Source organism: Pseudomonas sp. TE3728, from assembly GCF_056279145.1.
The window spans coordinates 6158046-6182780 of sequence record NZ_JBWBQT010000001.1; the positions used below are offsets into that span (position 1 = coordinate 6158046).

General features: G+C 57.8%; 26 protein-coding genes and 1 tRNA gene. 21 read left to right on the forward strand and 6 right to left on the reverse strand.

From position 1 onward, the window contains the following. The first annotated feature begins 122 nt into the window (after positions 1-122). From ACZ89R_RS27280 to ACZ89R_RS27310, 7 genes are all read left to right on the forward strand, one after another. A complete protein-coding gene (locus ACZ89R_RS27280; RefSeq protein WP_429547530.1) occupies positions 123-653 on the forward strand; it encodes a hypothetical protein in 531 nt (176 codons plus the stop codon). Between the two features lie 83 nt (positions 654-736). Further along, on the forward strand, positions 737-928 hold the full coding sequence (locus ACZ89R_RS27285) for a PLDc N-terminal domain-containing protein (protein WP_007902193.1): 192 nt from the start codon (positions 737-739) through the stop codon (positions 926-928). Between the two features lie 224 nt (positions 929-1152). Then, positions 1153-1386 (forward strand): hypothetical protein, encoded by a 234-nt coding sequence (locus tag ACZ89R_RS27290; RefSeq protein WP_008073014.1) that lies wholly within the window; start codon positions 1153-1155, stop codon positions 1384-1386. 215 nt (positions 1387-1601) lie between these two features. Beyond that, the gene (locus ACZ89R_RS27295; protein WP_007902188.1) at positions 1602-1943 is read left to right on the forward strand and encodes a ribonuclease E inhibitor RraB; all 342 of its coding nucleotides are present in this window, start codon (positions 1602-1604) and stop codon (positions 1941-1943) included. A 461-nt stretch (positions 1944-2404) separates the two neighbouring features. Next, positions 2405-3814 (forward strand): circularly permuted type 2 ATP-grasp protein, encoded by a 1410-nt coding sequence (locus ACZ89R_RS27300; RefSeq protein ID WP_007902187.1) that lies wholly within the window; start codon positions 2405-2407, stop codon positions 3812-3814. Positions 3815-3826: 12 nt separating this feature from the next. Next, positions 3827-4777, forward strand: a complete 951-nt coding sequence (locus ACZ89R_RS27305; protein ID WP_010456611.1) for an alpha-E domain-containing protein — start codon at positions 3827-3829, stop codon at positions 4775-4777. Beyond that, the gene (locus ACZ89R_RS27310) at positions 4774-5583 is read left to right on the forward strand and encodes a transglutaminase family protein (RefSeq protein ID WP_429433531.1); all 810 of its coding nucleotides are present in this window, start codon (positions 4774-4776) and stop codon (positions 5581-5583) included. Before ACZ89R_RS27305 ends, ACZ89R_RS27310 begins: the two co-directional genes overlap by 4 nt. Positions 5584-5701: 118 nt before the next feature. On the opposite strand, the gene ACZ89R_RS27315 is transcribed toward ACZ89R_RS27310, so the two are convergent. Then, positions 5702-6523: a c-type cytochrome gene (locus ACZ89R_RS27315; protein ID WP_429547529.1), complete on the reverse strand. Its 822-nt coding sequence runs from the start codon at positions 6521-6523 to the stop codon at positions 5702-5704. A 637-nt stretch (positions 6524-7160) separates the two neighbouring features. Between ACZ89R_RS27315 and ACZ89R_RS27320 the strand changes: the two genes are divergently transcribed. From ACZ89R_RS27320 to ACZ89R_RS27330, 3 genes are all read left to right on the forward strand, one after another. Beyond that, positions 7161-8366, forward strand: a complete 1206-nt coding sequence (locus ACZ89R_RS27320) for an acetyl-CoA C-acetyltransferase (protein WP_429547528.1) — start codon at positions 7161-7163, stop codon at positions 8364-8366. Between the two features lie 38 nt (positions 8367-8404). Beyond that, positions 8405-10546 (forward strand): 3-hydroxyacyl-CoA dehydrogenase NAD-binding domain-containing protein, encoded by a 2142-nt coding sequence (locus ACZ89R_RS27325; RefSeq protein ID WP_429547527.1) that lies wholly within the window; start codon positions 8405-8407, stop codon positions 10544-10546. A gap of 107 nt (positions 10547-10653) precedes the next feature. Beyond that, entirely contained in the window at positions 10654-11388 is a 735-nt protein-coding gene (locus ACZ89R_RS27330; protein WP_429547526.1) for an amidotransferase, read from the forward strand. Between the two features lie 106 nt (positions 11389-11494). On the opposite strand, the gene ACZ89R_RS27335 is transcribed toward ACZ89R_RS27330, so the two are convergent. The 3 genes from ACZ89R_RS27335 to ACZ89R_RS27345 all read right to left on the reverse strand — a co-directional run bounded on the left by ACZ89R_RS27335 (position 11495) and on the right by ACZ89R_RS27345 (position 14229). Then, positions 11495-12466 (reverse strand): magnesium and cobalt transport protein CorA, encoded by a 972-nt coding sequence (locus ACZ89R_RS27335; RefSeq protein ID WP_429547525.1) that lies wholly within the window; start codon positions 12464-12466, stop codon positions 11495-11497. 147 nt (positions 12467-12613) lie between these two features. Then, positions 12614-13336 carry a lysophospholipid acyltransferase family protein gene (locus tag ACZ89R_RS27340; protein ID WP_008073003.1) on the reverse strand — a complete coding sequence of 241 codons (723 nt, stop codon included), beginning with the start codon at positions 13334-13336 and terminating at the stop codon, positions 12614-12616. Between the two features lie 203 nt (positions 13337-13539). Then, positions 13540-14229: a crotonase/enoyl-CoA hydratase family protein gene (locus ACZ89R_RS27345; RefSeq protein ID WP_123496361.1), complete on the reverse strand. Its 690-nt coding sequence runs from the start codon at positions 14227-14229 to the stop codon at positions 13540-13542. A 308-nt stretch (positions 14230-14537) separates the two neighbouring features. Between ACZ89R_RS27345 and ACZ89R_RS27350 the strand changes: the two genes are divergently transcribed. The 11 genes from ACZ89R_RS27350 (at position 14538) to ACZ89R_RS27400 (ending at position 19361) form a co-directional block, all read left to right on the forward strand. Further along, positions 14538-14627, forward strand: a tRNA-Ser gene (locus ACZ89R_RS27350). Between the two features lie 112 nt (positions 14628-14739). Then, positions 14740-14973 carry a DUF4160 domain-containing protein gene (locus tag ACZ89R_RS27355; RefSeq protein ID WP_429547524.1) on the forward strand — a complete coding sequence of 78 codons (234 nt, stop codon included), beginning with the start codon at positions 14740-14742 and terminating at the stop codon, positions 14971-14973. Between the two features lie 3 nt (positions 14974-14976). Beyond that, on the forward strand, positions 14977-15435 hold the full coding sequence (locus ACZ89R_RS27360; protein ID WP_429547523.1) for a DUF2442 domain-containing protein: 459 nt from the start codon (positions 14977-14979) through the stop codon (positions 15433-15435). Positions 15436-15463: 28 nt separating this feature from the next. Then, complete coding sequence (locus tag ACZ89R_RS27365; protein WP_429547522.1) at positions 15464-15670, forward strand: hypothetical protein; 207 nt, start codon at positions 15464-15466, stop codon at positions 15668-15670. Positions 15671-16297: 627 nt separating this feature from the next. Beyond that, the gene (locus tag ACZ89R_RS27370; RefSeq protein WP_007902143.1) at positions 16298-16618 is read left to right on the forward strand and encodes a YbjQ family protein; all 321 of its coding nucleotides are present in this window, start codon (positions 16298-16300) and stop codon (positions 16616-16618) included. A gap of 144 nt (positions 16619-16762) precedes the next feature. Then, positions 16763-16957, forward strand: a complete 195-nt coding sequence (locus ACZ89R_RS27375) for a hypothetical protein (RefSeq protein WP_008072999.1) — start codon at positions 16763-16765, stop codon at positions 16955-16957. A 347-nt stretch (positions 16958-17304) separates the two neighbouring features. After that, entirely contained in the window at positions 17305-17670 is a 366-nt protein-coding gene (locus ACZ89R_RS27380) for a glycine zipper domain-containing protein (protein ID WP_192346936.1), read from the forward strand. A 187-nt stretch (positions 17671-17857) separates the two neighbouring features. Beyond that, entirely contained in the window at positions 17858-18283 is a 426-nt protein-coding gene (locus ACZ89R_RS27385) for a glycine zipper domain-containing protein (RefSeq protein ID WP_429547521.1), read from the forward strand. A 128-nt stretch (positions 18284-18411) separates the two neighbouring features. Next, positions 18412-18582 carry a hypothetical protein gene (locus ACZ89R_RS27390; protein ID WP_168185114.1) on the forward strand — a complete coding sequence of 57 codons (171 nt, stop codon included), beginning with the start codon at positions 18412-18414 and terminating at the stop codon, positions 18580-18582. Between the two features lie 108 nt (positions 18583-18690). Then, positions 18691-18915: a hypothetical protein gene (locus ACZ89R_RS27395; RefSeq protein ID WP_063342996.1), complete on the forward strand. Its 225-nt coding sequence runs from the start codon at positions 18691-18693 to the stop codon at positions 18913-18915. Between the two features lie 101 nt (positions 18916-19016). After that, positions 19017-19361 (forward strand): hypothetical protein, encoded by a 345-nt coding sequence (locus ACZ89R_RS27400; RefSeq protein ID WP_429547520.1) that lies wholly within the window; start codon positions 19017-19019, stop codon positions 19359-19361. Between the two features lie 91 nt (positions 19362-19452). Here the strand turns inward: ACZ89R_RS27400 and ACZ89R_RS27405 are convergent, their stop codons facing one another. Continuing rightward, the gene (locus ACZ89R_RS27405; protein ID WP_429547519.1) at positions 19453-19755 is read right to left on the reverse strand and encodes a hypothetical protein; all 303 of its coding nucleotides are present in this window, start codon (positions 19753-19755) and stop codon (positions 19453-19455) included. Next, complete coding sequence (locus tag ACZ89R_RS27410) at positions 19752-24539, reverse strand: RHS repeat-associated core domain-containing protein (RefSeq protein ID WP_429547518.1); 4788 nt, start codon at positions 24537-24539, stop codon at positions 19752-19754. Before ACZ89R_RS27410 ends, ACZ89R_RS27405 begins: the two co-directional genes overlap by 4 nt. Between the last annotated feature and the right edge of the window lie 196 nt (positions 24540-24735).

The window sequence follows — 24735 nt, forward strand, 5'->3', positions numbered from 1 at the left end:
CAGCTCCAGAGCGCACGTCATACCAATGTAGGAGCTGCCGAAGGCTGTGATCTTTTCGTTTTCATGCTTAACCTGCGCTATCCTTCGCGCCCTCAAATCTCCCTCGCTACAGGATCCGCCTCATGAAAGCCGCACTCGTCGAACTCATCAGCAAAATCAGCTCCGGGTGCATGAGCGATGACGAAATCCTGAAAGTCGCTGACGAAGCGGCTCAGGCCTACGCCGATCCAGAAGCTTTTCTGACGGCCAATCCGGACATCAACTACGACGACACCTTCCCGATCCCGTTGGGTGAGTGGGTGGTCGTCGGCAGCTTGCCGGAAACCGTGCTGTTCCAGGCCGACACCTACATGGACCTGTTTGCGCAAATCGTCGCTTCGTTCGGCCCCGGTGTCGATTTCAACATCAAACCCAAGCAACTGGCCAAGACCGAAGCCCTGACGGCGCTCAATCGCATTCAGGTGCAGATGAGCAGCATGAACAAGGAAAACGGCGGTTACACGCTGATGAACTTCAGCCAGTTGCTCGACGACGAGCTGCAAGTGGTGCTGGTCTACGGTAACGACGTACCACGGGTGCTGGAGTTGTGCGCCGAAGCCGGCATCGCCGCGGCGCCATCCCTGGAAGCCCTGAAAGTCGCGATCCACGTCTGAAGCTGTCCAGGACGGTAATAAAACGGAACCCTCGCAAGGCCCGACTATCCTAAGAGGGCATACCACTCTTCGGGAGCGTCACCATGGGTTCCACGTTCAACAGCCTGGTTGGCCTGATTATTCTTGCCCTGGATATCTGGGCCATCATCAACGTGCTTAAAAGTGGCGCCGAGACCGGGATGAAAATCATCTGGGTGCTATTGATCCTGCTGCTGCCGGTCCTGGGCCTGATCATCTGGGCCATCGCCGGGCCACGAGGTAACGTGCGGATCTGACTGCATCTTCAAGCACAACGCATTTCCCTTGTGTGCGGGCTTGCTCGCGAAGACGTCGGCACATTCAGTATCGATGTAACAGACAAACCGCTTTCGCGAGCAAGCCCGTTCCCTCAGGTTCTGTGTTTTTTCATGCCGACACGCGGTAATCCGTTGAACGATCAATCAGGGGTAAAGTCCAGATAGAAGTAAGCCCATCCATGGGTTTTATCGAGGAGGCACCGATGCAAAAGTGGAAAATCACTTTCGTGGATGATCACGGTGAAACAGTGGACGAACTCTTCGAGTGCGAGGAATGCCCGAATAGCGAGCAAGCCGCCAAACTCATTCGTGCCCGACGCCTGCCGATCGCTGCCGAACTGGATCTCAATGATCTGGAGGGTCGTACCGATGATCCGACCGTCAAAAGCCTGAAATCCCAGAACAGCATTGAAATCATCAGTATTACCCCGATCTGATACACCTCTTGTCACATTCACACCCAGACCTTGGCAGCAGCTCTATCTTGGGGCTACTCTGCAAGCGAGATCAGCGAATGACTCGCTAAGGTCTGGTCTTGTCAGCTACATGCTTGTTTCCCGTCGGCAACCTCTGTTGCCGTATCGCTCTCACCAATCGGTTGAAAGTGCAGGGAATACGGAAAGTCTATCCATCAGTCTGAGGGGGACGTTTCATGAGCACAGCCTATCAAGAAGACATCAGCAGCAGCGTGTTGCGCCGCATGAAAGAAGGCGGTTTCGACTTTTCACGATTCCATCCCATCGAGTTCTACGCCATTTTCCCGGACGAGGAGCGGGCACGCAGGGCGGCAGGTCATTTTTGTGGTGAATCCTTGAATGCCCAGATCAGCGTGCGCGATGACGGCGCGTGGCATCTGGAACTGAGCAAAGTGATGTACGCCACCTACGACGGGATCGGTGACTTTGAGCAGGACTTTGAGGCGGTGGTCGAGCCTCTGGGCGGTATCATCGAAGGATGGGGCGTCAAGCAGGAGGTACGAGGGCTACTCGCATAACTTTATGAACAGTGACAACACTCAGCAACGGCTGACCTTTGGGTTGGCCGTTTTCGTTTGTGGGGGGAAGATCAAGAGATCGCAGCCTCGTTTCACTCGACAGCTCCTACAGGTGAAACGAGGCTGCGATCTTTTGACCTGGGTTTTTGATTCATAACGTTTCAAAAAAACAAAAAAAACCGCCTGAGCAGGCGGCTAAAGGGAAGTTTCGGTCAGGTTTTCCAGCGAATGCGCGGATTATCCGCGTCGCTCCCCGGGCAGTGAAATCAACTCTGGCTATGCTGCTGATAGGCGACAGCATTGCTTCGCCATGAAGCGGGGGCAATCTGGTTGGGGCATTTACCGCACAGAATTGGTGCGGTGCGTGTGGCGTCATTATCCAACTGATTGATATCAAAGCGTTTATGCCGATGGCACGGGCCTTGCGAAGGCCTGGATGTCCGGGTGACAAGGAGTACGGCATGATCCGCACCTATTTTGATGAGATGTACGATGCCGGCGGCCAGGTCCGCCCGCATTATCGGGAGTTTGCCCGTTGGCTGGCCGAAACGCCTGACGAGCTTTTGGCACAACGGCGACGCGAGGCCGATCTGTTATTTCATCGTGCCGGGATTACATTCACGCTCTATGGTGATGAGCAAGGGACAGAGCGCCTGATTCCCTTCGACACCATTCCCCGCAGTATCCCCGCCAGCGAATGGCGGGTCGTCGAGCGCGGCTGCATTCAGCGGGTCAAGGCATTGAACATGTTCCTTGCCGACCTCTATCACGAGCAGCGCATCATCAAGGCCGGCATCATCCCGGCCGAGCAAGTGCTGGCCAACGAGCAATACCAGTTGGCGATGCAGGGGCTGGATCTGCACCGCGATATCTATTCGCACATTTCCGGCGTCGACCTGGTGCGCGATGGCGACGGCACGTACTACGTGCTCGAAGACAATCTTCGTACCCCCAGCGGCGTGAGCTACATGCTCGAAGATCGCAAGATGATGATGCGATTGTTCCCCGAATTGTTCGCAGCCCAGCGCATCGCGCCGATCGACCACTATCCGAACCTGTTGCTCGACACCCTGAAAAGCTCCAGCCCGATCGACAACCCGAGCGTGGTAGTGCTGACGCCGGGGCGCTTCAACAGCGCGTTTTTCGAGCATGCATTTCTGGCCCGGGAAATGGGCGTTGAACTGGTGGAAGGCGCGGACCTGTTCGTGCGTGATGACAAGGTGTTCATGCGCACCACGGACGGGCCAAAAGCCGTCGACGTGATCTACCGGCGTCTCGACGATGCCTTCCTCGATCCGTTGGCGTTCAATCCGGATTCGATGCTCGGCGTTCCAGGTCTGCTGTCGTCCTACCGTTCCGGCAACGTGGTGCTGGCGAATGCCATCGGCACCGGGGTCGCGGATGACAAGTCGGTGTACCCCTTCGTCACGGACATGATTCGTTTCTATCTGGATGAAGAGCCGATCCTGAAGAACGTGCCGACATGGCAGTGTCGTAATCCCTCTGAGCTGTCCCACGTGCTGGCCAATCTTCCAGAACTGGTGGTCAAGGAAACCCAGGGCTCCGGTGGTTACGGAATGCTGGTGGGGCCGGCGGCGACGGCGGCGGAAATCGAATCTTTCCGTGAGCGGATCAAAGCCAAACCCCACGCGTACATCGCCCAACCGACGTTGTCTTTATCGACCTGTCCGACCTTTGTCGAAAACGGCATCGCTCCACGCCATATCGACCTGCGTCCGTTTGTATTGTCTGGCCGCGAAACCCGGGTTGTGCCCGGCGGTTTGACCCGTGTCGCCTTGCGCGAAGGCTCCCTGGTGGTGAATTCCTCCCAGGGCGGCGGAACCAAGGACACCTGGGTGGTCGAGGATTGAAGGAAGCCTGCCATGTTAAGTAGAACTGCCTCGGATCTGTATTGGATGTCGCGTTACCTGGAGCGGGCCGAAAACCTCGCACGGATGCTTGACATCAGTTATTCGCTGTCACTGATGCCTCAGGACGGTCGTGGCGACGGCTTGCACGAACTCGCCATGCCGTTGCTGATCACCGGCACTCTGGACGATTACCTGGAGCGTCACGGTGATCTGCATGCCGAACGGCTGCTGCACTTTTTTGCTTTGGATGCGGCCAACCCGGCGAGCATCTACAGCTGCCTCGGTGCCGCGCGAGCCAGCGCCCATGCGGTGCGTGGGCGAATCACCGCTGACATGTGGGAAAACATCAACGCCACCTGGCTGGAGATTCGCGGGATCGCCGAGCAGGGCTTGAGTCGCTACGGCATGAGCCGTTTCTGTGAGTGGATCAAGGAACGTTCCCACCTGTTCCGCGGCGCGTCCTACGGCACCATCATGCGTAATGACGCGTTCCGCTTCATTCGTCTGGGCACCTTTATCGAAAGGGCTGACAACACCTTGCGCCTGCTCGACGCCCGTTACGAAATGGCCGGCGATCAGGCCGAAGCGGTCAGTGATGGCACCGCTCACGCGTATTACCAGTGGAGCGCCTTGCTGCGGGCCTTGTCGTCGTTCGAGGCCTATACCGAGATCTATCGCGACGCCCCTGGCGCCCGGCATGTGGCCGAGTTGTTGCTGCTGCGCGCCGACGTGCCGCGATCTTTGCGGGCCTGCACCGAAGAAATCGACCAGATCCTCGCCCAATTGCCGGGGGCCAACGGCCGTCCTGCCCAGCGTTTGGCGGCAGAAATGGACGCGCGCCTGCGCTACACCGGTATCAACGAAATCCTCGACGAAGGCCTGCATGCCTGGCTGACCGAGTTCATCCCGCTGGTGCGCCAGTTGGGCAACGCCATACACAGTTCCTACCTGGAGGCTGCATGAGACTTTCCATTAGCCACGAGACCACCTATCACTACGAAGATCAGGTGCGGGCGAGCATCCAGTACCTGCGACTGACCCCACACGACAGCGAACGTCAGCACGTGCTCAGTTGGCAGCTCGACCTGCCACGCCCGGTGCGCGCGCAACTCGATCCATTCGGCAACATTCTGCATGTGCTGACCTTGGACGAACCTCACGAAGCGATCATCATCGGCGCCCGTGGTCAGGTGGACATCGACGAACTGCGCGAAGCCGAGCATGAAAGCCAGTCGGCGCTGCCGTTCCTGCGCTTCACGCGCCTGACCGAGGCCGACGAAGCGCTGCGTGCATTCGCCGAGAAGGCCTGCAAACAACGCCGGGATCGTACGGCGCTGATCGATTTGATGCATGGCCTGAACCAGCACATGACCTACACGCCGGGTTCCACCGAAGTGGACACCAGCGCCGCCCAGGCTTTCGCCGGGCGTTCCGGGGTCTGCCAGGACCACACCCATGCGTTTCTCGCCTGCGCCCGCAGCCTGGGCATTCCCTCGCGTTATGTGTCGGGGTATTTGTACAGCGAGAACTGTGAACACCTGGCCAGTCACGCCTGGGCTGAAGCCTGGCTGGATGACGCCTGGTACAGCTTCGACGTAACCAACGAACTGGCCCGTCCGGAGCGTCACCTGAAACTGGCGGTGGGCCTGGATTATCTCGACGCCTGCCCGGTACGCGGCATGCGTCGTGGTGGCGGGTGCGAGCAGATGCATGCGAAGGTGTTTGTCTCGCCGACGCCAGCGCCGGTGATTTCGGTGCAACAGCAGTAATCCGGGATTTCACAAATCCCCTGTGCGAGCCTGCTCGCGATAGCGGTGTGTCAGCCACAGATTTACTGACTGAACGTCCGCTATCGCGATCAGGCTCGCTCCCACAAGGGGATTGGTGTCAGGGCTTCACCTTGCGCCCCGCCATATGCTTCAAATACCCCACCAACAATTCCAGATCCCCCTCTGGCAACACCGTTGTCGCGAACGCCGGCATCTTCGCCTGTGGCCACTGACGCAAGCTCTGCGGATCACGAATGTAGCGCTTGAGGAAATCCGCGCCGAAGTACTCGGTCGGGTTGAACGGAATATTCAGGTCCGGCCCGAACTGCGCATCCCCCGCGCCATTCAATCGATGACACGCCAGGCAGTTCTTCTGAAACAGCGCAAAGCCCTTGTTCACTGGATCGTCCGCCTTCAGCGCAGGATCGGGCAGCAGGGCAGGGAAGCGCTCGGCCACCGGGGCCATGCGCTTGATGCTCGCGACTTCGAACGGCCATTGCTCGGGGCTGATATTGCCCGCTTGTGGATCGGTCCAGACCAGATAAAACGGTCCCGCACTGTGCTTGCCCTCTGACAACGGTGGCCAAGGCTTGGCCGGGTCTTCAATCGCCAGCCAGGCCCGTGCACCTTGGGTATTGAGTAACGGCGCGGCGGTCAATTCGGCGGCAAAACCGTCCAGGGCAACGGCTTGCAGATGATCGTCAGGCTTGATGCCCGTCAACAACGCCGCCAACGGCACGGCGCGATAGCTCATGTCCCGTTTGTAGGAAACGTCGTTGGTGATCGTGATGGTCTGAACCTGAGGATGCTTGAGCAATTGCTCGGTCTGCCAGGTGCGAGAACTCGCGCCCAGCTCCAGATTCAGCTGTGCGGCAGACAGAGGCATGCTGAGCAGCAAGGCCCCAAATAGAGTGAGCGCTTTCAAGTGATCGCCGTCCATGTCGTGGAAGTGCCGCAAAGGTTGGCACAGCCACGCTGACCCGGGTAGCGAGCCAATCACATTTTTATCAGGCGAAATGAAAACCCTGATGCTCGATCAGCCAATCACCTTGGTCAGGTTCGGCAAAATCAACAACAGCGTAGTGGCGAATAGAATGAGCCCGGCTTGACGAACTTTCGAATGTTTGAACATGGCTTGACCGCCTTTTTTGTTATTTCCTGGTGCCTGCCTGCATATCCATGACGGCAGAGCGTTGCACTTCCTGTAGGGCGACGAGTGCCTCGGCAAAACCCGACGACAACTTCGTACAGGTTTACCTTAGGGCCCGCGTCACGCTTGGCTTAGATCCATTTCGTATGTGTTGAGCACTCATCGCTGTTAAAAAAGAATGAGGCTTATGGCCAGCTTCTTGGGCGCCCGTTTGCTAGACAGCTTGGTGACGGGAATCGGTTTATCCGATAGCCGACTACCGTTCGTCCGAGCGTGAGGGTCAACATCAATGAGCACTGTGGTCATTGAATCCACAGCTGCTGGGCATAAGGTGAGGGCATAAAGATCAGGGTCACACGGTCTCCTGTAGGAGCCGCCGAAGGCTGCGATCTTTTGATCTTCATTCACCACCAGGTTCGAGGACGTCATGACCCAGGCTTTGATATTCGACGCATTACGCACGCCCCGTGGTAAAGGCAAGGCCAATGGCGCCTTGCACAGCGTCAAGCCAGTGAATCTGGTCGCCGGGCTGCTGACGGCGCTGCAGCAGCGCACGTCCCTGGACACCAGTCAGGTTGATGATGTGGTGCTCGGCTGCGTGACGCCCATCGGCGATCAGGGTTCCGACATCGCCAAGACCGCCACGCAGGTGGCCGATTGGGACGTCAGCGTGGCCGGTATGCAGCTCAATCGCTTCTGCGCGTCGGGGCTGGAAGCGGTGAACCTCGGTGCGATGAAAGTGCGTTCCGGCTTCGAAGACCTGGTGGTAGTCGGTGGCGTCGAATCGATGTCCCGCGTGCCCATGGGCAGCGACGGCGGCGCCTGGGCGCTGGACCCGGAAACCAATTTGCACAACCACTTCACCCCTCAGGGCGTGGGGGCGGACCTGATCGCCACGATTGAAGGTTTCAGCCGTCAGGACGTCGATGCCTTCGCGTTGCACTCCCAGCAGAAGGCAGCGCGGGCGCGGGCGAATGGTTCATTCGACAAGTCGCTGGTGCCGGTGCAAGACCAGAACGGCATCATCCTGCTCGATCACGATGAATTCATTCGTGCCGACTCAACGATGGAAGGCCTGGGCAAACTCAAGCCGAGCTTCGAAATGATCGGGCAATTGGGCTTCGACGCTACGGCATTGCGGGTTTACAGCCAGATCGAGCGGATCAACCACGTTCACACGCCGGGCAACAGTTCCGGGATCGTCGATGGTGCGGCGCTGATGCTGATCGGCTCCGAAGCGAAGGGCCGGGCGCTGGGTTTGCAGCCACGAGCGCGAATCGTCGCCACGGCGGTCACCAGCACTGACCCGACCATCATGCTCACCGGCCCCGCGCCGGCCACGCGCAAGGCGCTGGCCAAGGCCGGGCTGCGGGTCGAAGACATCGACCTGTTCGAAGTCAACGAAGCGTTCGCCTCGGTGGTGCTCAAGTTCATCAAGGACATGGCCATCGACTCCGACAAGGTCAACGTCAACGGCGGCTCCATCGCCATGGGCCACCCGCTCGGCGCCACCGGCTGCGCGATTCTCGGCACGCTACTCGATGAACTGGAAACCCGGCACCTGCGCTATGGCCTGGCGACATTGTGTGTCGGCGGCGGCATGGGCATTGCCACCATCATCGAACGACTCTGAGCCTGACTTTAAGAAAATCCGACTCAAGGAAAATTGCCATGACCCAAGCCATCCATTACGAAAAGGGTCAGGACCAGATTGTCGTCCTGACCATCGACATGCCGGGCCAGAGTGCCAACACCATGAACGCGGTCTACCGCGACGCCATGGCCACCTGCGTCGCCCGACTGGTCGCCGACAAGGACGCCATTGGTGTGATCATCACCTCGGCCAAGAAGACCTTCTTCGCCGGCGGCGACCTCAATGAACTGATCAAGGTCGGCAAACCCGAAGCCCAAGCCTTTTACGACATGGTGCTGACACTTAAGGGCCAACTGCGCACCCTGGAAACCCTCGGCAAACCGGTGGTCGCTGCGATCAATGGCGCAGCGCTCGGTGGCGGTTGGGAAATCTGTCTGGCCTGTCATCACCGCGTCGCGCTGGACAACCCGTCGGTGCTGCTGGGTTTGCCGGAAGTCACTCTTGGCCTGTTGCCGGGCGGCGGCGGGGTAGTGCGCATGGTCCGCATGCTGGGCATCGAAAAAGCTCTGCCGTATTTGCTTGAAGGCAAGAAAATCCGCCCGCAACAGGCGTTGCAGGCGCGGTTGATCGACGAGTTGGCCGTCGATCGCGATGAACTGATGGCCAAGGCGCGGGCGTGGATTGTCGCTCACCCGGTCGCTGTGCAGCGCTGGGACGTGAAGGGTTATCAGATTCCTGGCGGCACGCCGTCGGATCCCAAGCTCGCGCCGATGCTAGCCATCACGCCATCGATCCTGCGCAGCAAAACCCAGGGCTGTCTGCCCGCGCCGGAGAAAATCCTCTGTGCTGCGGTGGAAGGCGCCCAGGTGGATTTCGATACGGCGCACCTGATCGAAACCCGCTACTTCACCGAGCTGACCACCGGCCAGGTGTCAAAAAACCTCATTGGCACGTTCTGGTTTCAGCTCAATGAGATCAATGCCGGCGGCTCGCGGCCCCAAGGCATAGCGCCTTACGTGACGAAGAAAGTCGGCGTGCTCGGCGCCGGGATGATGGGCGCGGGCATCGCGTTTGTCAGCGCATCAGCCGGCATCGACGTGGTGCTCAAAGACATCAATCTCGCCGCAGCAGAGAAGGGTAAGGCGCACTCGGCGGCGTTGCTGGACAAGAAGGTTGCGCGGGGTCAGTTAACCCGGGAGCAGCGCGAGGCGATTCTGGCGCGAATCCATGTCACCGAAAACGATGCGGATCTGGCCGGTTGCGATTTGATCATTGAAGCGGTATTTGAAGATCGCAAACTGAAGGCCAGGGTCTCATCAGCCGCGCAAACCGTCGTCGGGCCGGATGCGGTCATCGCCTCCAACACCTCGACCTTGCCGATCAGTGGCCTGGCCACCGCCGTGCCGGACCAGACGAAGTTCATCGGCCTGCATTTCTTCAGTCCCGTGGAGAAAATGCCGCTGGTGGAAATCATCAAAGGTGCCCATACCAGCGATGAAACCCTGGCTCGCGGCTTCGATTTCGTCCTGCAAATCAAGAAGACACCGATCGTGGTCAACGACAGTCGCGGCTTCTTTACCTCACGAGTATTTGGCACCTACACCAACGAGGGCATCGCCATGCTCGGCGAAGGTGTGAGCGCGCCAATGATCGAGACCGAAGCGCGCAAGGCCGGCATGCCTGTCGGACCTCTGGCGATCTCCGACGAAGTTTCCCTCAGCCTCATGAGCCATATCCGCGAGCAAACCGCCAAAGACCTGCGAGCAGAAGGGAAACCGCTGATTGAGCACCCGGCGTTCGCCGTGATTGACTTGCTGCTCAAGGAATACAAGCGTCCGGGCAAGGCCGCTGGAGGTGGTTTCTACGATTACCCGGCCACAGGACAGAAGCATTTGTGGCCAGAGCTGAAAACCCGCTTCGAGAAAGCCGATGGGCAGATTTCGCCGAAGGACATACGCGATCGACTGCTGTTCGTCCAAGCCATCGAAACCGTACGCTGCATGGAAGAGGGCGTGCTGACCTCGACGGCGGATGCCAACGTTGGCTCGATCTTCGGCATCGGCTTCGCGGCCTGGACCGGCGGTGCGCTGCAGTTCATCAATCAGTATGGCGTGAAAGACTTCGTCGCCCGCGCCCAGTACCTGGCCGAGCAGTACGGCGAGCGCTTCACGCCGCCTGCGCTGCTGCTGGAGAAAGCCGCCAAAGACGCGTTGTTTTAAGGGACGTTCTAAGGGACCGATGACGCGCTCCGGGGCTTGCCTTGCCACGGTGTTTCAAGGCAGGCTCTGGGGTGTGCATTATTCCCTTCATGTGTCAGGTATTTTTTATGTCGTTACGCATCTGCATTCTGGAAACCGACATCCTGCGTCCGGAACTGGTCGATCAATATCAGGGTTACGGGCAGATGTTCCAGCGTCTGTTTTCGCAGCAACCCATCGCTGCCGAGTTCACCGTGTACAACGTGATGCAGGGCGATTATCCCAGCGATGACCTGACCTTTGATGCGTATCTGGTCACCGGCAGCAAGGCCGATTCCTTCGGCACCGACCCGTGGATTCAAACCCTCAAGACGTACCTGCTGAACCGCTACGAGCGCGGCGACAAACTGCTGGGCGTGTGCTTCGGCCATCAATTGCTGGCGCTACTGTTGGGCGGCAAGAGCGAGCGGGCGACCCAGGGTTGGGGCGTCGGCACCCATAGCTACAAACTCGCGGCCAAGGCGCCGTGGATGAGCCCACTGAGGGAAGAGCTGACGCTGCTGATCAGCCATCAGGATCAGGTCACCGCGCTACCGGAAAACGCTACGGTGATTGCTTCGAGCGATTTTTGCCCGTTCGCTGCGTACCACATTAACGATCAAGTGCTGTGCTTCCAGGGGCACCCGGAGTTCATTCACGATTACTCACGGGCGTTGTTGGATATTCGTCAGGAAGCGCTGGGCGAGCAGATTTATTCGAAAGGTATGGCCAGTCTTGAACACGAGCATCACGGCACTACCGTCGCAGAATGGATGATGCGGTTTGTGGCGCATAAGCCTGAGGGTGAGTCGGTTAAGCCTTAAAAGCTTCGCGGGCAAGTCGGATCGCCGCACCGCTCGCTCCTACAGGTACGCCGAAACCCTGTGGGAGCGAGCCTGCTCGCGATTTTCGCAGACGACTCGGTCCTGACTACAACCACCCCGACCGCTTGAAACTCGTCCACAAACCCACACACCCCACTGCAATAAACCCCAACACCCCTAAATACCCGTAATGCCAAGTCAACTCCGGCATGTTCTCGAAGTTCATCCCGTAGATCCCGGCCACCGCCGTCGGGAACGCCAGAATCGCCGCCCACGCCGCAAATTTGCGCTGCACCACACTCTGGCGTGACGCCTCCAGCAACACCCCGACCTCGATGGTCTGGCTGGCGATGTCCGCCAGAGTCGTCAGGTCTTCCATCTGCCGCGTGACATGAATCTGCACATCGCGGAAATACGGGCGCATGTTCTTGTCGATGAACGGAAAGCTCAGCTTTTGCAGTTCCTCACCGATCTCCACCATCGGTGCCGCATACCGGCGCAAGCGCAATACATCGCGGCGCAGGCTGTGGAGTTTCTGGATGTCGCGCTCGTTCAGGGAACCGCACATAACGTTCTGTTCCAGCTCATCGATCTCGGCATGGATCGCTTCGCCCATCGGCTGGTAGTTTTCAATCACGAAGTCGAGGATGGCATAGAGTACGAAATCCTCCCCATGCTCCAACAACAGCGGCCGCGCCTCACAGCGCTGTCGGACGTACGCGTAGGACGCCGAATGTCCATTGCGTGCGGTAATGATGTAACCCTTGCCGGCGAAGATATGAGTCTCGATGAACTGCAGTTTGCCTTCATTGCGGATAGGCGAATACGTGACGATAAACAGCGCGTCGCCGAACGTCTCCAGCTTGGGTCGGCTGTGTTTTTCCAGGGCATCTTCGATGGCCAGTTCGTGCAGATTGAACTGGCGTTGCAGATTGAACAGCTCCTGGGCGTTCGGTTCTTCGAGGCCAATCCACACAAAATGGCCTGGCTTGGCAGCCCAGGCAGCGCCTTCGTCGAGGGTGATATTGGTGACTTTTTTACCGGCGCTGTAAACCGCAGCAGCAACGACTCTACCCATGATTTTGGTTCACTTCTTATTAGCGCTTTGTATTAAGCAAAAATGCAGTGGCAAGCAGGATTCAGCTTAACCTTGTCTGCTGCTTGAGAGTCAGCAAAATCTGTAGAGTTCGCAGGCAAAAGAAAACCCGCACAGGGCGGGCTTCTTTCAGGCGGCCTGCAGTTGCCGATCCATCGAGTCGATGCACTCGCGCATCTGCTCACGGCACTGGGCGATCAGCATCGGCATGTCATCCAGACTCAATCCAGCCGTAGGAATCGCCGGCAGCGAACGGATCAGAATTTTCCCACTGCGCCAGCGGTTCAATCGCATGTGTTTGACGTAACTGCTGACACACACTGGAACAATCGGCACGCCCGCGGCAATCGCCATCTGGAACGCGCCTTTCTTGAATGGCAGCAGTTCTTCGCCGAGGTTGCGCGTGCCTTCCGGGAAGACCCAGATCGAGGTGTCTTCATGTTGCAAGGTGCGAGTCGTGGTCAGCATCGACTGGCGTGCCTTGTGCGCATTGCCGCGGTCGATCAACACATTGCCGGCCAGCCAGAACAACTGCCCGAACAAAGGCACCCACTTCAGGCTCTTCTTGCCAATGCACACGGTGCGGCGGGGCACCACATTGCCGAACACAAACAGATCGTAGTTGGACTGGTGGTTGGCAATGATCACGCAGCTGTCAGGCTTATCCATTAACGGCCCGACGTCGGCCTTCACCCGCAAACGCAGAATGCACATCGCCGGCCACGCATACAGACGTGCGCATAAACGGCTGTTGTCCGGATTGAACGGCCGACACAGACCGAGAATCACCCCAAGCATGCCGGCCAGAATAAAGTGCAAGCCCATCAATAACATACGAAACACAAACAGCATTTAAAGGGCCCACCGGGACAAAAGGTGGCGCAGTGTACGGATGTGCACTGTTTTCGGCAATTGCCGCTATAGAAGTGGGAGATAGCCGATGTTTGAGCGCTTGTTTCCGACTTATGGTTTAGAGCGGTTGTAAGGTTTTGAACCAGACACGCAAGAAAAAGCCCGACACGACGGTCGGGCTTTTCGGTACAGCGCGTTCGGGCTTAACCCATATGCTCCTGATCCAGGATGATCGCGTTGTCCAGCGTCTCCAGCAACGCCTTGCGCACTTTGAGCTTGGTGTTTTTATGGGCGGTCATGTTGAGCTTCTTCAACTGACGAGCCGCCGCCAGCGCTGCGCCTTGCAGCTCTTCGGCCGACACCACCAGATCAAGGAAACCGGCATCCACAGCACTCTGTGGATTGAACATCTCGGCATTAATCACCGCGCGATGAAACGCCGACTTGCGCAGACGATCACGCGCCAGCTCGATACCGGCATGGTGCATGGTCATGCCGATCTGCACTTCATTCAGACCAATGCTGAACGGGCCATCGACACCAATGCGGTAGTCGGCCGACAACAAAATAAACGCACCTTTGGCCACCGCATGCCCAGGGCACGCCACGACCACCGGGAACGGGTGCGACAGCAGGCGACGAGCCAGCGTCGAACCGGCAGCCACCAGTGCAATCGCCTCTTTAGGGCCGGCCGTCATCACCTTCAAGTCATAACCACCCGAAAAAATCCCCGGCTGACTGGTAATGATCACCACCGCCCGATCCGCCACTGCCCGATCCAGCGCAGCGTTAAACGCAACAATCACATCCGGTGAGATGGCATTGACCTTGCCATTGCTCAAGGTCAGGGTCGCGATACCGTCTTCGAGATGGTAAGAAATCAACTCACTCATGACGCCAATCCTTCTAATAAAGTAGGGCAGACGTTACCCACCGCCGTAGGCCAGGTAAAGCGCCATGACTGACCACCCGGTCACCCTTTTCCCCGCCCGGCAAGCGTTGCCGGCCACGCCAGCCGCGCATTCCCCTCTATATAGAAGAGGGCGCGAAGCCGGAGATTGGCGGGTTTGCCATGGCACGGCACCCAGCGGAACGACTAAATCGCTAACCGCATGAAAATTCTGCAAAAAAAGTTTGCCATCAGAAAAGCTTTCGACTACATTAGCGCGCCTCGACAGACAGAACATGTTTGACGAGATACGGTGAAGTGTCCGAGTGGCTTAAGGAGCACGCCTGGAAAGTGTGTATACAGGAAACTGTATCGAGAGTTCGAATCTCTCCTTCACCGCCAAATTCGATGTACACAAAACCCCTGATTTCGAGAGAAGTCAGGGGTTTTGTGGTTTCTGCGTCCTAAAAAATCATGGGTTGTGCTAGGGAAAAAAATTCTCTAGCATCGCCCCATGGCTACCCTTCATAGCGAACGAAACTGGAAAGTAAAAATCTATCCCGACGACCATGCGCCGCCGCACTTTCATGTGCAGACGCCAGATGGGGAGTCGTTGGTTCAAATAGAAGGGCTTATTGTCTTAGGCAAAGGCGCCGAAACCAAAGCCTTGAAAGCAGCCCTGCTTTGGGCAAGAGCACATACCGCCGATCTTTGGCGTGTATGGAATGAGCAAAACCGGAGGAACTGACTCATGACCAGCAAGCTTCGCATTTCTGCTGTGCAACCAGTTGCCGGCAAACATGCCCTTAACGTCGAGTGGAGCAACGGTAAGCGGCATACCGTTGATGTCACTGAACATATCAAAACCTTTCCTGCGCTCAAGCCACTACAGGATTTGGCGTTTTTCAGCCAAGCCGCGGTAGGCGAGTGGGGATTCGATGTGACATGGGGGGATGATCTTGAACTCGCCGCTACGACGTTGCATCGGCTGGCTTTGGAGCAATCCGGAGAGGTCATGCCTACCAGCGATTTCAAACGCTGGATGTTGAGCAACAATCTTTCGTTGTCGGCGGCAGCTGTTGAATTGGGGTTTACTCGGCGAACCATTACTGCCTATAGCAGTGGGAAGGCGTTGATACCCAAGCATGTGGGGTTAGCGTGTAAGGGATGGGAGTATGAGCATAAAGGACGCCGCGCGAGCTGCGTCTAGATTTTGGTAGCGACTGGAGAACCTCTCGGTGCATCAATCGGACACGTTACGAGCGGAGATCCGGAAGTTGGTGGTCGAGCAGCGTAAGCTGAACCCCGAACTGGGGAAAATTACTCGCAAAATCTTCTGGTATCCGGTGGCAATTGCGATTGGCATGATCGTTACGGTATCTACCGTCACGGCAGCGCTTATCAAACTAGAACAGGGTGGGTTGGTCGTCGGCGTTGCTGGTTAGGGCCATGTATTGCTGCATGAGTGAAGCCCCATCTGATTAGAGAGAACCACCACTCATTCGTCGCCAAACGAATAGGTGGCGGCTGTACGCAGGTTGGCGAACCGGACAAATGGAAAACCGGCAGACCCAAAGGTCTCCCGCGCACAGCTACCATGGAGCAGCTTATTGCGCGCAGAAGCGCTCCGCAAATTAACCTGGAGGCTTCTGCACATTTGTTGTCGAGTCGCCAAACCCGAGTCGCCATTTGGGCGACGTCCAGACTATAGGCTTGCGCTCCAAACCAGAGCAATGGGCGAACGGGGGGCAACTTCCGAACGATATGTAGGACTTGGCTCCTTTTTGAGTACGACCTTTTCAAGCTGTCCCCAAAGCCCCATTCCAGGCTAGTTCCGTCCACCTGTTAGTTGATGGGTTTATGTCATCATTCGCCACTGCAGCTACGCATCGCATCCTGTTGCCAGTAACTCATCCCAACAATCCTGTCACGTTGCCGGCGTTTAAGGCATTGGCGCGGCATCTATCCGGGTAGTCTTGAGTCGTTATCCCAAGCTCAACGGATATGGGGCTTTTGTTTTCATCACCTAGCTGCCGAGGAATAATGCGTGCCTCTATGAAAAAGGAAATCTCATGATCACCACCACAACCCACACCATCGAAGGCCGGCAAATTACCGCTTACCTGGACATCGTCAGCGCCGAGTCGGTGCAGGGCGTCAACGTGATCCGCGATCTGTTCGCTGGCATGCGGGATTTTTTCGGTGGGCGCTCTCAAACGTTGGAGCGAGCATTGAAAGATGCGCGGATTCAGGCGACCGACGAGATCAAGGAGCGGGCGCGGGCACTTCAGGCGGATGCGGTGGTAGGGCTCGATTATGAGATCAGCATGCCGGCCGGCAAGGGTGGAATGGTGGTGGTGTTTGTGACCGGGACGGCGGTCAAGCTGAGGTAGGACGCCGCGCTGGCCATTCGTCGGGCACGTAACAATCTGAATCACAAGTCCGGGAATGACCGACTAGTCTCAAAATCCTGGGTGGTCGATATTTTTCAGGCAAATAGGGCTTGCCGGTATCGACCCGTTGAGAGGAGCGAAGATATGACTGAGCCGTATATCGAAGACGACGGGGCGGAGTTTCCAATCAATAATTGCGTGCAGTGTGGTCAGACGGACTATGTGCCGAGCTTCGGTGAAGACCGTATCAAAATCAACAAAATCAAATCTACGGTACCTCGAACTCGAGGGCCGAAGTCGAAATTCATGCCCAAGCTGGGTGCGCCTTCCAGGAAGTAAACAGTGACTCGTACGAGCCCCGCCATTGAGCGGGGTTTCTTGTTTTTGAAGGGAAAAAAGCATGCTTGGAGGCAATGCGGGGAAATGTCCTACAACATTGCGAGCACTAGTGGTTTTTTCACAAACTTTTCACACCTGCCTACGTAGTCTCAGCTCATCCGTTAGAAAGCAGTACCCTGGCCCGTCTCCCCAGCGGGCTTTTTTTTGCCTGTCATAAAACCTTTTCCATAAATGCTGTCCAACCGTCGCCAATGACGAGGTTGTTCTGTGTTTGTGTCTGGACTTTGCCTCCTCTAAAGCATTCAATCTCCGGCCTTTCGGTTTCCCCCTTTTTTGAGGTTCTCGTTATGCGTTTGACACTGCCTGCTCTGGTTCTGGGCCTTTTGTTTGCTCAAGGTGCGATGGCTGCCGGTGATGGCACCGCTGCGCTCGGTGGTGGTCTGGGTGGCGCGCTGGGTAATGTGGTCGGTCAGAAAATGGGCGGCAGCACAGGTGCAGCGATTGGTGCCGGCGTAGCGGGCGCAGCTGGCAGTGCTGTTGCCGCACGCAAAGGCAGCCGCACCAAAGCGGCCATCGGCGGCGGTGTCGGCGCGGCGGGCGGTTCGGTGATTGGCAACAGCCTGGGCGGCAAGACTGGCTCCACCATCGGTGCCGGCCTGGGCGGTGCATTGGGCGGCGGCGTGGGCAGCAATCTGTCCAAAAAAGGCCACTGATTCCAAGATGATCCGCTGAAGAAGCCCGGCTCAATGCCGGGCTTCTTCGTTTTGGAACGTTTCTGCAGTATGTGGCTCAAATCTCTTACAGCCGGTATCTGATTTGCTGTTCAACAGACGCAGATGCCAGACTGATGCCTATCCGCGGCACGATCTTCCCCCGATGCGGAAATTAGAGGTTCATATCATGCGTTTGACATTGTCCACGGTGGTTTTAGGACTTTTGATTGCTCAGGGTGCGATGGCTGCCGGCGACGGTACCGCTGCAGTGGGCGGTGGTCTTGGCGGCGCGTTGGGTAACGTGGTCGGCGGTCAATTAGGCGGCAGCACAGGAGCAGCGGTTGGCGCTGGCGTCGGTGGTGCGGCGGGCAGCGCGGTCGGTGCGCGCAAGGGCAGTCGAACAGAAGCGGCTGTTGGCGGCGGTATCGGCGCGGCAGGCGGCTCGGTGATCGGCAATAGTCTGGGCGGCTCCACCGGTTCGACCATTGGCGCTGGCGTGGGCGGTGCAGCCGGTGGTGCGGTGGGCAGCAACCTGGGTAATGACAACGACAGCTCGCATTCCGGCGGTGGCAAACACAAACACAAGCATAAGAATAAGTACCAGCATCGCTAACTCGACATCGAGTGACAGTAGAAACCCGGCCCAGCGCCGGGTTTTTCGTTTCTGTCACCAGGACTCTGGAACGTTTACCCGTAGGACGCCTCGAACTCTATACACCCCTGAACGTTGTGAGGCATGTCATGACTCCGGAAACCGAAAGCATGGAAGATGAAGGTCCAATCAATGATCCTGGCAACGAAGATCCGGGGTCTCTGATGGACGACGCCACGGTGCCGCTCAACGATGCCGATGATGCAGGCGATGTGGGCAATTGCGAATACGACGAATACGACGAGGAAGACGACGAGTGATCGTGCTTTGCGGTCCGGCCGACCGATCGTCCTTCTGATCGAACCGCATCTATCGTGTTGCCCTCGAAATATCAGGATCTGCTTTTCAGGTCCATTGAGAGGTGCGTTATGAACGCTGATCCAAAAGACTCCGATATCGACGACGATACCCCCGAATACCCGCTGCCTTCACCCACCGACTCCCTGAGTCGCGACCAGCGCCCGCCCGACGATGACGACACCGGCGTGGAGCAGGTGCCCACCGATACCGATGATGTGAAGCGCGGGGATGTGGAAGCCCATCCTGATGATCCGGACATCGCCGGCGACGATCTATCAGGAGAACCGAGCTGAAACCTGCGCAGCGATCCATCGCCGCTCGTCGATTGCGCGGCACCTTTAAAAAGCGACCGCTGCCAGACATCAGGTAAAGCACTCTTTAAAGGAGGTGCGCCATGATCAGGTCAAAACTGACGACCCTGGCGGTGGTTGGCTTACTGTCGATCAGTTCATTGGCGGCGTTTGCTCAATCTTCTGGCCGCGATGCGCCGGTCGACAAGGGCGGGATGCCGCCATACTCGGAAATGAATGCGGGCGCCTCGGATGGGAAGGTGCCACCACCGGACACCATTGGTGGTGGGAATGGTGGTGATGCCAACGGGAGTAGCACCAGCCCGGGGGAGGGAAGTGGGTCGATGAGCGATGGCAGTTCGATGGGGAGTGGTTCTGGAAGTGGGTCTGGAGAGTCAGGTGGTTCTGGGGGGAGTGCTGGGGGAGGAACGGATGGTTCGGGTGGTTAGGGCTCCCCGTTATTTGTGATTAGAAGCCCAGCAATGTGCTGGGCTTTTCGTGGGATAAGTGATCGGATCCTAGATAACAGAGACGATTGGATTATTGATTTTTATTGATGACATTTTGCGCAACCATCAATTCCTTTATTAGTAACTGAGTGGTTTCGGCCTTTACAAAAAATAATGGTGTATCCCAGTCATAGTCCTTGATGGCTCTAATTTGAAATGAACCAGTGATGTCGAATGAGGGATACCAGCCGACATCTAACAAGAACGCCCCCGGATACTCTATTTGCAGCATGTCTTCTTTGAGTAAGTCGATCTGATTGGCGAGATCGATATTTTTCAGTGGGGAAAGATCATCGTGAACGATTTTGCCTTTGATAAATGTTAGGTCAATCACTTCGTCAATCTCCTAAATTCGATCTCCGAAATCGGATGTCCATGAATCGTTCTGGCGCTTAGCTCTAGACGTATCCAGCGACTTGGCTTTCCTTCGCTCGCACCAATGACGGTCTCGTACTCTCTGATTTTCCAAGGTTTACCATTGGTTGCAGGGACGCCATTTTTATAAGCTTCTCGTTCCATTCTCTCAATGTCGACTCCTTGCTTGTACTTGGCGGGACCTGACTTGGTTGAGTTTATCGTTTCCTTCCAAGTCATGTTTTTTGACGGGCTGTGCTTGTAACCGTGTGGTGTCCAGTCGACTTCTTCTGGAAATGGAAGTTTTGTCTCCCCCTCATCAACCCCCACCTTACCCGCCGGATCTTCATCCCCAAACGACGGCTTCTTACACCCATCCCCTCCAGGACAATCACTCAACCCCAACGGATCAACCCAGCCCGTCGGATTGCGCGTGTACTGATACCCGTTTAACCCACCCGCCAACTTGCTCGGGTCTGGTGTCAGGTACCGTCCGACATCCGGATTGTAGTAGCGGTGCCGGTTGTAATGCAGACCGGTTTCCGCGTCGAAATACTGGCCTTGAAAGCGCAGCGGCTGATCGAGGACCTGGTGGGTGTCGCGGTTGAGGCGGGTGAGGCGGCCATAGGCGGTGTATCGGGCGGCCCAGATGATGTCGCCGCTGTAGTCGGTGAGTTCTTGCGGTGTGCCGAGGTGGTCGAGTTGGTAGTAGAACGGGCAGGCCTGGCGCGGGCCTTTGCCGTCGAGCATGGCCAGTGGGCGGAAGCTGCCCGATTCGTAGATATAGCTGCGATGGTGATCCTGGCTGTGTTCGGCGACGAGGTGGTCGCCTTGCCAGAAGAACTCGGTGGTTTTGCCGTCGACGGATTTGCTGATGCGGCGACCGAAGGCGTCGTAGCGGTAAGTGGCTTGACTGCCATTGGGCAGGGTGACACCGATCAGCCGGTGCTGGCCGTCGTAGCGGTACTCGGTGACGAGTTTTTGCGAGGTGCCGCGGCGTTCGCGGATCAGATTGCCGAAGGCGTCGTAATCGAAGTGGCAGTCGCCCTGCATCAACAGGCGGTTGCCTTTTACGGTGGCCGGGCCGGGCCGGTCCTGCATCAGCAGGTTGCCGGCCGGGTCGTGGGCGAAGCTTTCCGGTAGTTGGTCGCGAGAGTGGCGGACGCGGATCAGTCGATCGAGCGAGTTGTACTGGTAGCTGCGTTGGCCATGGCGGGTGTCGGCAATATGGTCGAGATTGCCGCTGGGGCTGTAGGCATAGTCGCGACGGTAGAGCGCTTGTTGCTGTTGGCTGACGGCATGTGCTTTCAGTCGGCCCTGATCATCGTAGGAGTATTCGCTGGTGAGCTGACCTTGTTGGCGTTGCTGCTCGCGGCCGAATGCAAACTGGTGGCGGGTGAGTCGTGTTCCATTGAGGTCAATGGCCGTCAGCGCGCCACCCTTGGCGTGGTGATAATCGAGTTTGCTGTTGTCCGGCAGGCGCAGGTGATTGAGTCGGCCGCACGCGTCGTAGCGATAACGCAATGTGCCCCAACTTTGATGCTCGGTGATCAGCCTGTCCTGGGCGTCGTATTCGAACTCCAGCGGATGGTCGTGGCCGTCATCGACACTGACCAGTCGGCCGAGGCGGTCATAGCGGTACTTGACCTTGACGCCATCGGGCAGGGTCTTGACCAACAGACGTCCAGCCGAGTCCCGCTGATAGCCGGTGATCAACTGCGAGTCGTCATCACCGAACTCGGTTTTCTCCTGCAGGTGGCCGTTGAGATCGTAGCTGTAAGCGGTGCGGCGGCCGTCGAAGCCGGTTTCTTGCCGGATCAGACCGTTGGGCGTGTAGTCCAGGCGATACTTTTCGCCGGCTTCGTTTTCGATCTCTGTGAGCAGCAGCTGCGCGTTATCGTAGCGATAACGCAGTTGCGTGCCATCGGGGTTGATCCGACGGCTGACCAGGTGCAAATCGTCGGCATATTCATAGCGAGTGATGCGGCCCAGTTCATCGCGCTCGGCGGTGATCTTGCCATAGGCGTTGTAACTGAAGGCGCGACTGGCGCCGGTGGGACGGGTCGTCTGAACCAGTCGCCCGACGGCATCCCATTGATACTGGGTGAGCGCACCGTGTTCGTCCTGACGGGTCAGCTGCCGCCCTAGCGCATCGTAGGAAAAGCGCCGCTGACTGCCGTCCGGCAAGGTCTCTTCGAGTAGTTGTCCCAGCCCGTTCCAGATGAAGACATGCCGGCTGTTGTCCGGGAAGCGGATCGACAGCAAACGCCCCTGAGTGTCGTGGTGGTAGTGAGTGACCTGGCCGTCCGGATCGGTGGCTTCGGTAACATCCCCCTGGGCATTGCGTTGATACTTCCACACCGCTTTGCCGCGATAGCGCGCGTGCAGGAAACCATTGCGGTATTCGTAGGATGTTGGCTCGTCTTGCGGCGGAACCAGCGCGACCAACCGTCCGACTTCGTCGTAACGGTATTCAGTGATCGCCCCGAGCGGATCCTGTTCGGCTATCAACCGGCCATTGTCGTCATAGGCCTTAAGGTGTTCGCCGCCATCCAGCTCGACCCGGCGCACCAGCCGCGCCCGATCATCGTGGACATAAACCTCTTGGCTGCCATCGATGTTCTGGACGGTGACGCCGCCCTGGTCGTCCCAGACATAACGCGTGTCCATCTGGGAAAACGACGCCCAATGCCGCACGCATCGCGCGGCCTTGCCAGACCTTTCCCACTCCCAGAAGAAACTCGCGCCACCGGCCAGTTGCCGCTGCAGAATCACGTGCTGGTCGTCGTAATCGTAACGCTCGCTTTCACCGGCGGCATTGGTCGCTTCGATCAAGCGTTGGCGGGCGTCGTAGCGATAGAAAACCAGCGTCTGCTCTGTATTCCAGGCTTCACCCACGGCATCGGTGGGATGAAACGACTGATATTCAATGGCGACGAGGTGCCTGCGCTCGTAGCGCAACAGCAGGGAACGACCGGCGCCGTTATCGAGGCGTTGAATGCGATCCTGACGGTCGCGAGTGATGTGGAGGCGGTTGTTGTAGGCGTCGCTGATCGCCGTCAAGCGACCCTCTCGAAAGTGATAGAACCGGCTCGTCTCGCCGGCCAACGCGAGAATCAACTCTTGCGACTCATTCCCAAGATAAATCGCTGCCCGTGACAGGCTGTTATGAATCGCCGGGCGCTCGACGCTCGGCAACGGAAAAGTGGTGCGACGGTTTTCATGGTCGATCCAGACGACCTGTTCATCATCCAGCTCCAACCGCTGTGCCAGCGAATGGCTCCAGCCCCAGCCCAGCCCGCAATCGATCTCCGCCGCGCTGGTGCGGTACAACCGGGTAAAGGCAAACGGCAGAAGTCCATCCAGCGAACCGTCGGTGAGGGTCAGCAGCTCTTCACCGGTGACCATCGACACCGGGCAGCCGCTGGTGCAGGTCAGTGCCGCGCAATCGGCGCTGTCGCCGTTGGGATTTTTCGCCTGACTCGATGCATCGTCGTGAAGTTCGTGACGCCCCAGCCGGGTCATGGCGTTGGACTTGTCGCGAGCAATGGCGACTGGATTGTTCACCTGCACAACCGGTGAGTCGCCGGCGCTGATCTGTAGCGGAACCGTTGGTGCAGGTTTTAGCGGTGCATTTCGCGCGCTGACCACGAGCGGTTTGAGCGCGCCAGCGTGGGCTGTCAGGTCAGATTTGGCCGTTAGTTCGGCCAGGCGCAAACTGGCCGCCGCCAACCATTGTCGCGCCTGCCGGGACTTGATCTTGTCCAGTACTTTGGCGCTCATGCCGAGCTTCAGGCCCGTAGGGCCGGTGAGACGCACCAGCAGGAAACTGATCAACAGTTCTGTACGAATTTGCGCCACGACTTCGGCGATGTACTGCGGCGGCAACATCTTCATCCAACTGATGAAGGCGGCGAGATGGATGAACATCAATGGTTCATCGCTCAACATCAGCAACACATTGGCGATGGCTTCAGCCGAGGCATTCAGCAGCGTCTCGAGCTCGCCTTGGGTCAGGTACTCAAGGAGTTTTTCGCTATTGGCTTGCAGATCTGCCACCAGGGCGTAGACCTGCTTCACGTCATCCCACAAACCCTGCAGCGCACGCTCAAGGCCGCGCCAGTCGGCCTGTTGCAGCAGGCCGTAGCGCTGAGTGAAGGTTGCCTCGGAGAAACCTGCCCATAAAGGCTCGAATTCGCTCGACCATTCATTGCGCAACCAGCCTTCCAGCTCGCCGATCACGCCTTGATAGGAGGCATAGAGCGCTTTGACGTGATCAGCGCAAACAGTGGGAAAGAAGGTGATGCGATAACGCTGGCCGCGCCAGCAGTCGGGGATTTCGAGGATGCCGCCGGGGCCGATGGTTTCGTGGACGGGCTCACCGAACGTCAGTTCACCATTACGCTGAGAGATAACCGGTTCGAGCATCACTGGCGTATCGCCGATCGGCACGAAACGCGCGGCCTCAAACATATGAACCAAGGTCAACGGACCGCTGGCGGGGCACATGGCGAGCGTTGAACTGACAGGGGTAGTGGAGTCCTTCGGGGCGCTGAGCCGGACTTCGTTACCGACCTTGAACACCTGCTCGACATCCAGTGCCCCACCGGTCCAGAAGTTTTCCGCCCAGGCCTCGTAGTCGTTGAGGCAGAGTCGAAAATCACCGAGCAACGCTTCGACGTCCGGCTGCTCGGGGTTCATGGCGGCGACCACCAGCAAGCCGATGGCATTGTTCAAGGCCAGGACCTTGTCAGGTTCGAACATTCGCAGTCCCTCGCGCTGATTAATCTGGAGCGCAGGACTTTGCGGGGGATCAACGAGAAAAGAAGTCGGGAAAGGAGGTGTTTGGTGTAGGGGAAATCGCTAAATCATCGCGGGCGTCCCGACACAGTTTTTTGTGTCCGCCAGGCATTGCCCGTTGCTCTCTGCCAACCGCGCTCGCTATGCTGCTGAACCCTTT

Bases quoted from the DNA above. Each gene is read 5' to 3' on its own strand.
- ACZ89R_RS27280 (WP_429547530.1), top strand. From the start codon at position 123: ATGAAAGCCGCACTCGTCGAACTCATCAGCAAAATCAGCTCCGGGTGC.
- ACZ89R_RS27285 (WP_007902193.1), top strand. From the start codon at position 737: ATGGGTTCCACGTTCAACAGCCTGGTTGGCCTGATTATTCTTGCCCTG.
- ACZ89R_RS27290 (WP_008073014.1), top strand. From the start codon at position 1,153: ATGCAAAAGTGGAAAATCACTTTCGTGGATGATCACGGTGAAACAGTG.
- ACZ89R_RS27295 (WP_007902188.1), top strand. From the start codon at position 1,602: ATGAGCACAGCCTATCAAGAAGACATCAGCAGCAGCGTGTTGCGCCGC.
- ACZ89R_RS27300 (WP_007902187.1), top strand. From the start codon at position 2,405: ATGATCCGCACCTATTTTGATGAGATGTACGATGCCGGCGGCCAGGTC.
- ACZ89R_RS27305 (WP_010456611.1), top strand. From the start codon at position 3,827: ATGTTAAGTAGAACTGCCTCGGATCTGTATTGGATGTCGCGTTACCTG.
- ACZ89R_RS27310 (WP_429433531.1), top strand. From the start codon at position 4,774: ATGAGACTTTCCATTAGCCACGAGACCACCTATCACTACGAAGATCAG.
- ACZ89R_RS27315 (WP_429547529.1), bottom strand. From the start codon at position 6,523: ATGGACGGCGATCACTTGAAAGCGCTCACTCTATTTGGGGCCTTGCTG.
- ACZ89R_RS27320 (WP_429547528.1), top strand. From the start codon at position 7,161: ATGACCCAGGCTTTGATATTCGACGCATTACGCACGCCCCGTGGTAAA.
- ACZ89R_RS27325 (WP_429547527.1), top strand. From the start codon at position 8,405: ATGACCCAAGCCATCCATTACGAAAAGGGTCAGGACCAGATTGTCGTC.
- ACZ89R_RS27330 (WP_429547526.1), top strand. From the start codon at position 10,654: ATGTCGTTACGCATCTGCATTCTGGAAACCGACATCCTGCGTCCGGAA.
- ACZ89R_RS27335 (WP_429547525.1), bottom strand. From the start codon at position 12,466: ATGGGTAGAGTCGTTGCTGCTGCGGTTTACAGCGCCGGTAAAAAAGTC.
- ACZ89R_RS27340 (WP_008073003.1), bottom strand. From the start codon at position 13,336: ATGCTGTTTGTGTTTCGTATGTTATTGATGGGCTTGCACTTTATTCTG.
- ACZ89R_RS27345 (WP_123496361.1), bottom strand. From the start codon at position 14,229: ATGAGTGAGTTGATTTCTTACCATCTCGAAGACGGTATCGCGACCCTG.
- ACZ89R_RS27355 (WP_429547524.1), top strand. From the start codon at position 14,740: ATGGCTACCCTTCATAGCGAACGAAACTGGAAAGTAAAAATCTATCCC.
- ACZ89R_RS27360 (WP_429547523.1), top strand. From the start codon at position 14,977: ATGACCAGCAAGCTTCGCATTTCTGCTGTGCAACCAGTTGCCGGCAAA.
- ACZ89R_RS27370 (WP_007902143.1), top strand. From the start codon at position 16,298: ATGATCACCACCACAACCCACACCATCGAAGGCCGGCAAATTACCGCT.
- ACZ89R_RS27375 (WP_008072999.1), top strand. From the start codon at position 16,763: ATGACTGAGCCGTATATCGAAGACGACGGGGCGGAGTTTCCAATCAAT.
- ACZ89R_RS27380 (WP_192346936.1), top strand. From the start codon at position 17,305: ATGCGTTTGACACTGCCTGCTCTGGTTCTGGGCCTTTTGTTTGCTCAA.
- ACZ89R_RS27385 (WP_429547521.1), top strand. From the start codon at position 17,858: ATGCGTTTGACATTGTCCACGGTGGTTTTAGGACTTTTGATTGCTCAG.
- ACZ89R_RS27390 (WP_168185114.1), top strand. From the start codon at position 18,412: ATGACTCCGGAAACCGAAAGCATGGAAGATGAAGGTCCAATCAATGAT.
- ACZ89R_RS27395 (WP_063342996.1), top strand. From the start codon at position 18,691: ATGAACGCTGATCCAAAAGACTCCGATATCGACGACGATACCCCCGAA.
- ACZ89R_RS27400 (WP_429547520.1), top strand. From the start codon at position 19,017: ATGATCAGGTCAAAACTGACGACCCTGGCGGTGGTTGGCTTACTGTCG.
- ACZ89R_RS27410 (WP_429547518.1), bottom strand. From the start codon at position 24,539: ATGTTCGAACCTGACAAGGTCCTGGCCTTGAACAATGCCATCGGCTTG.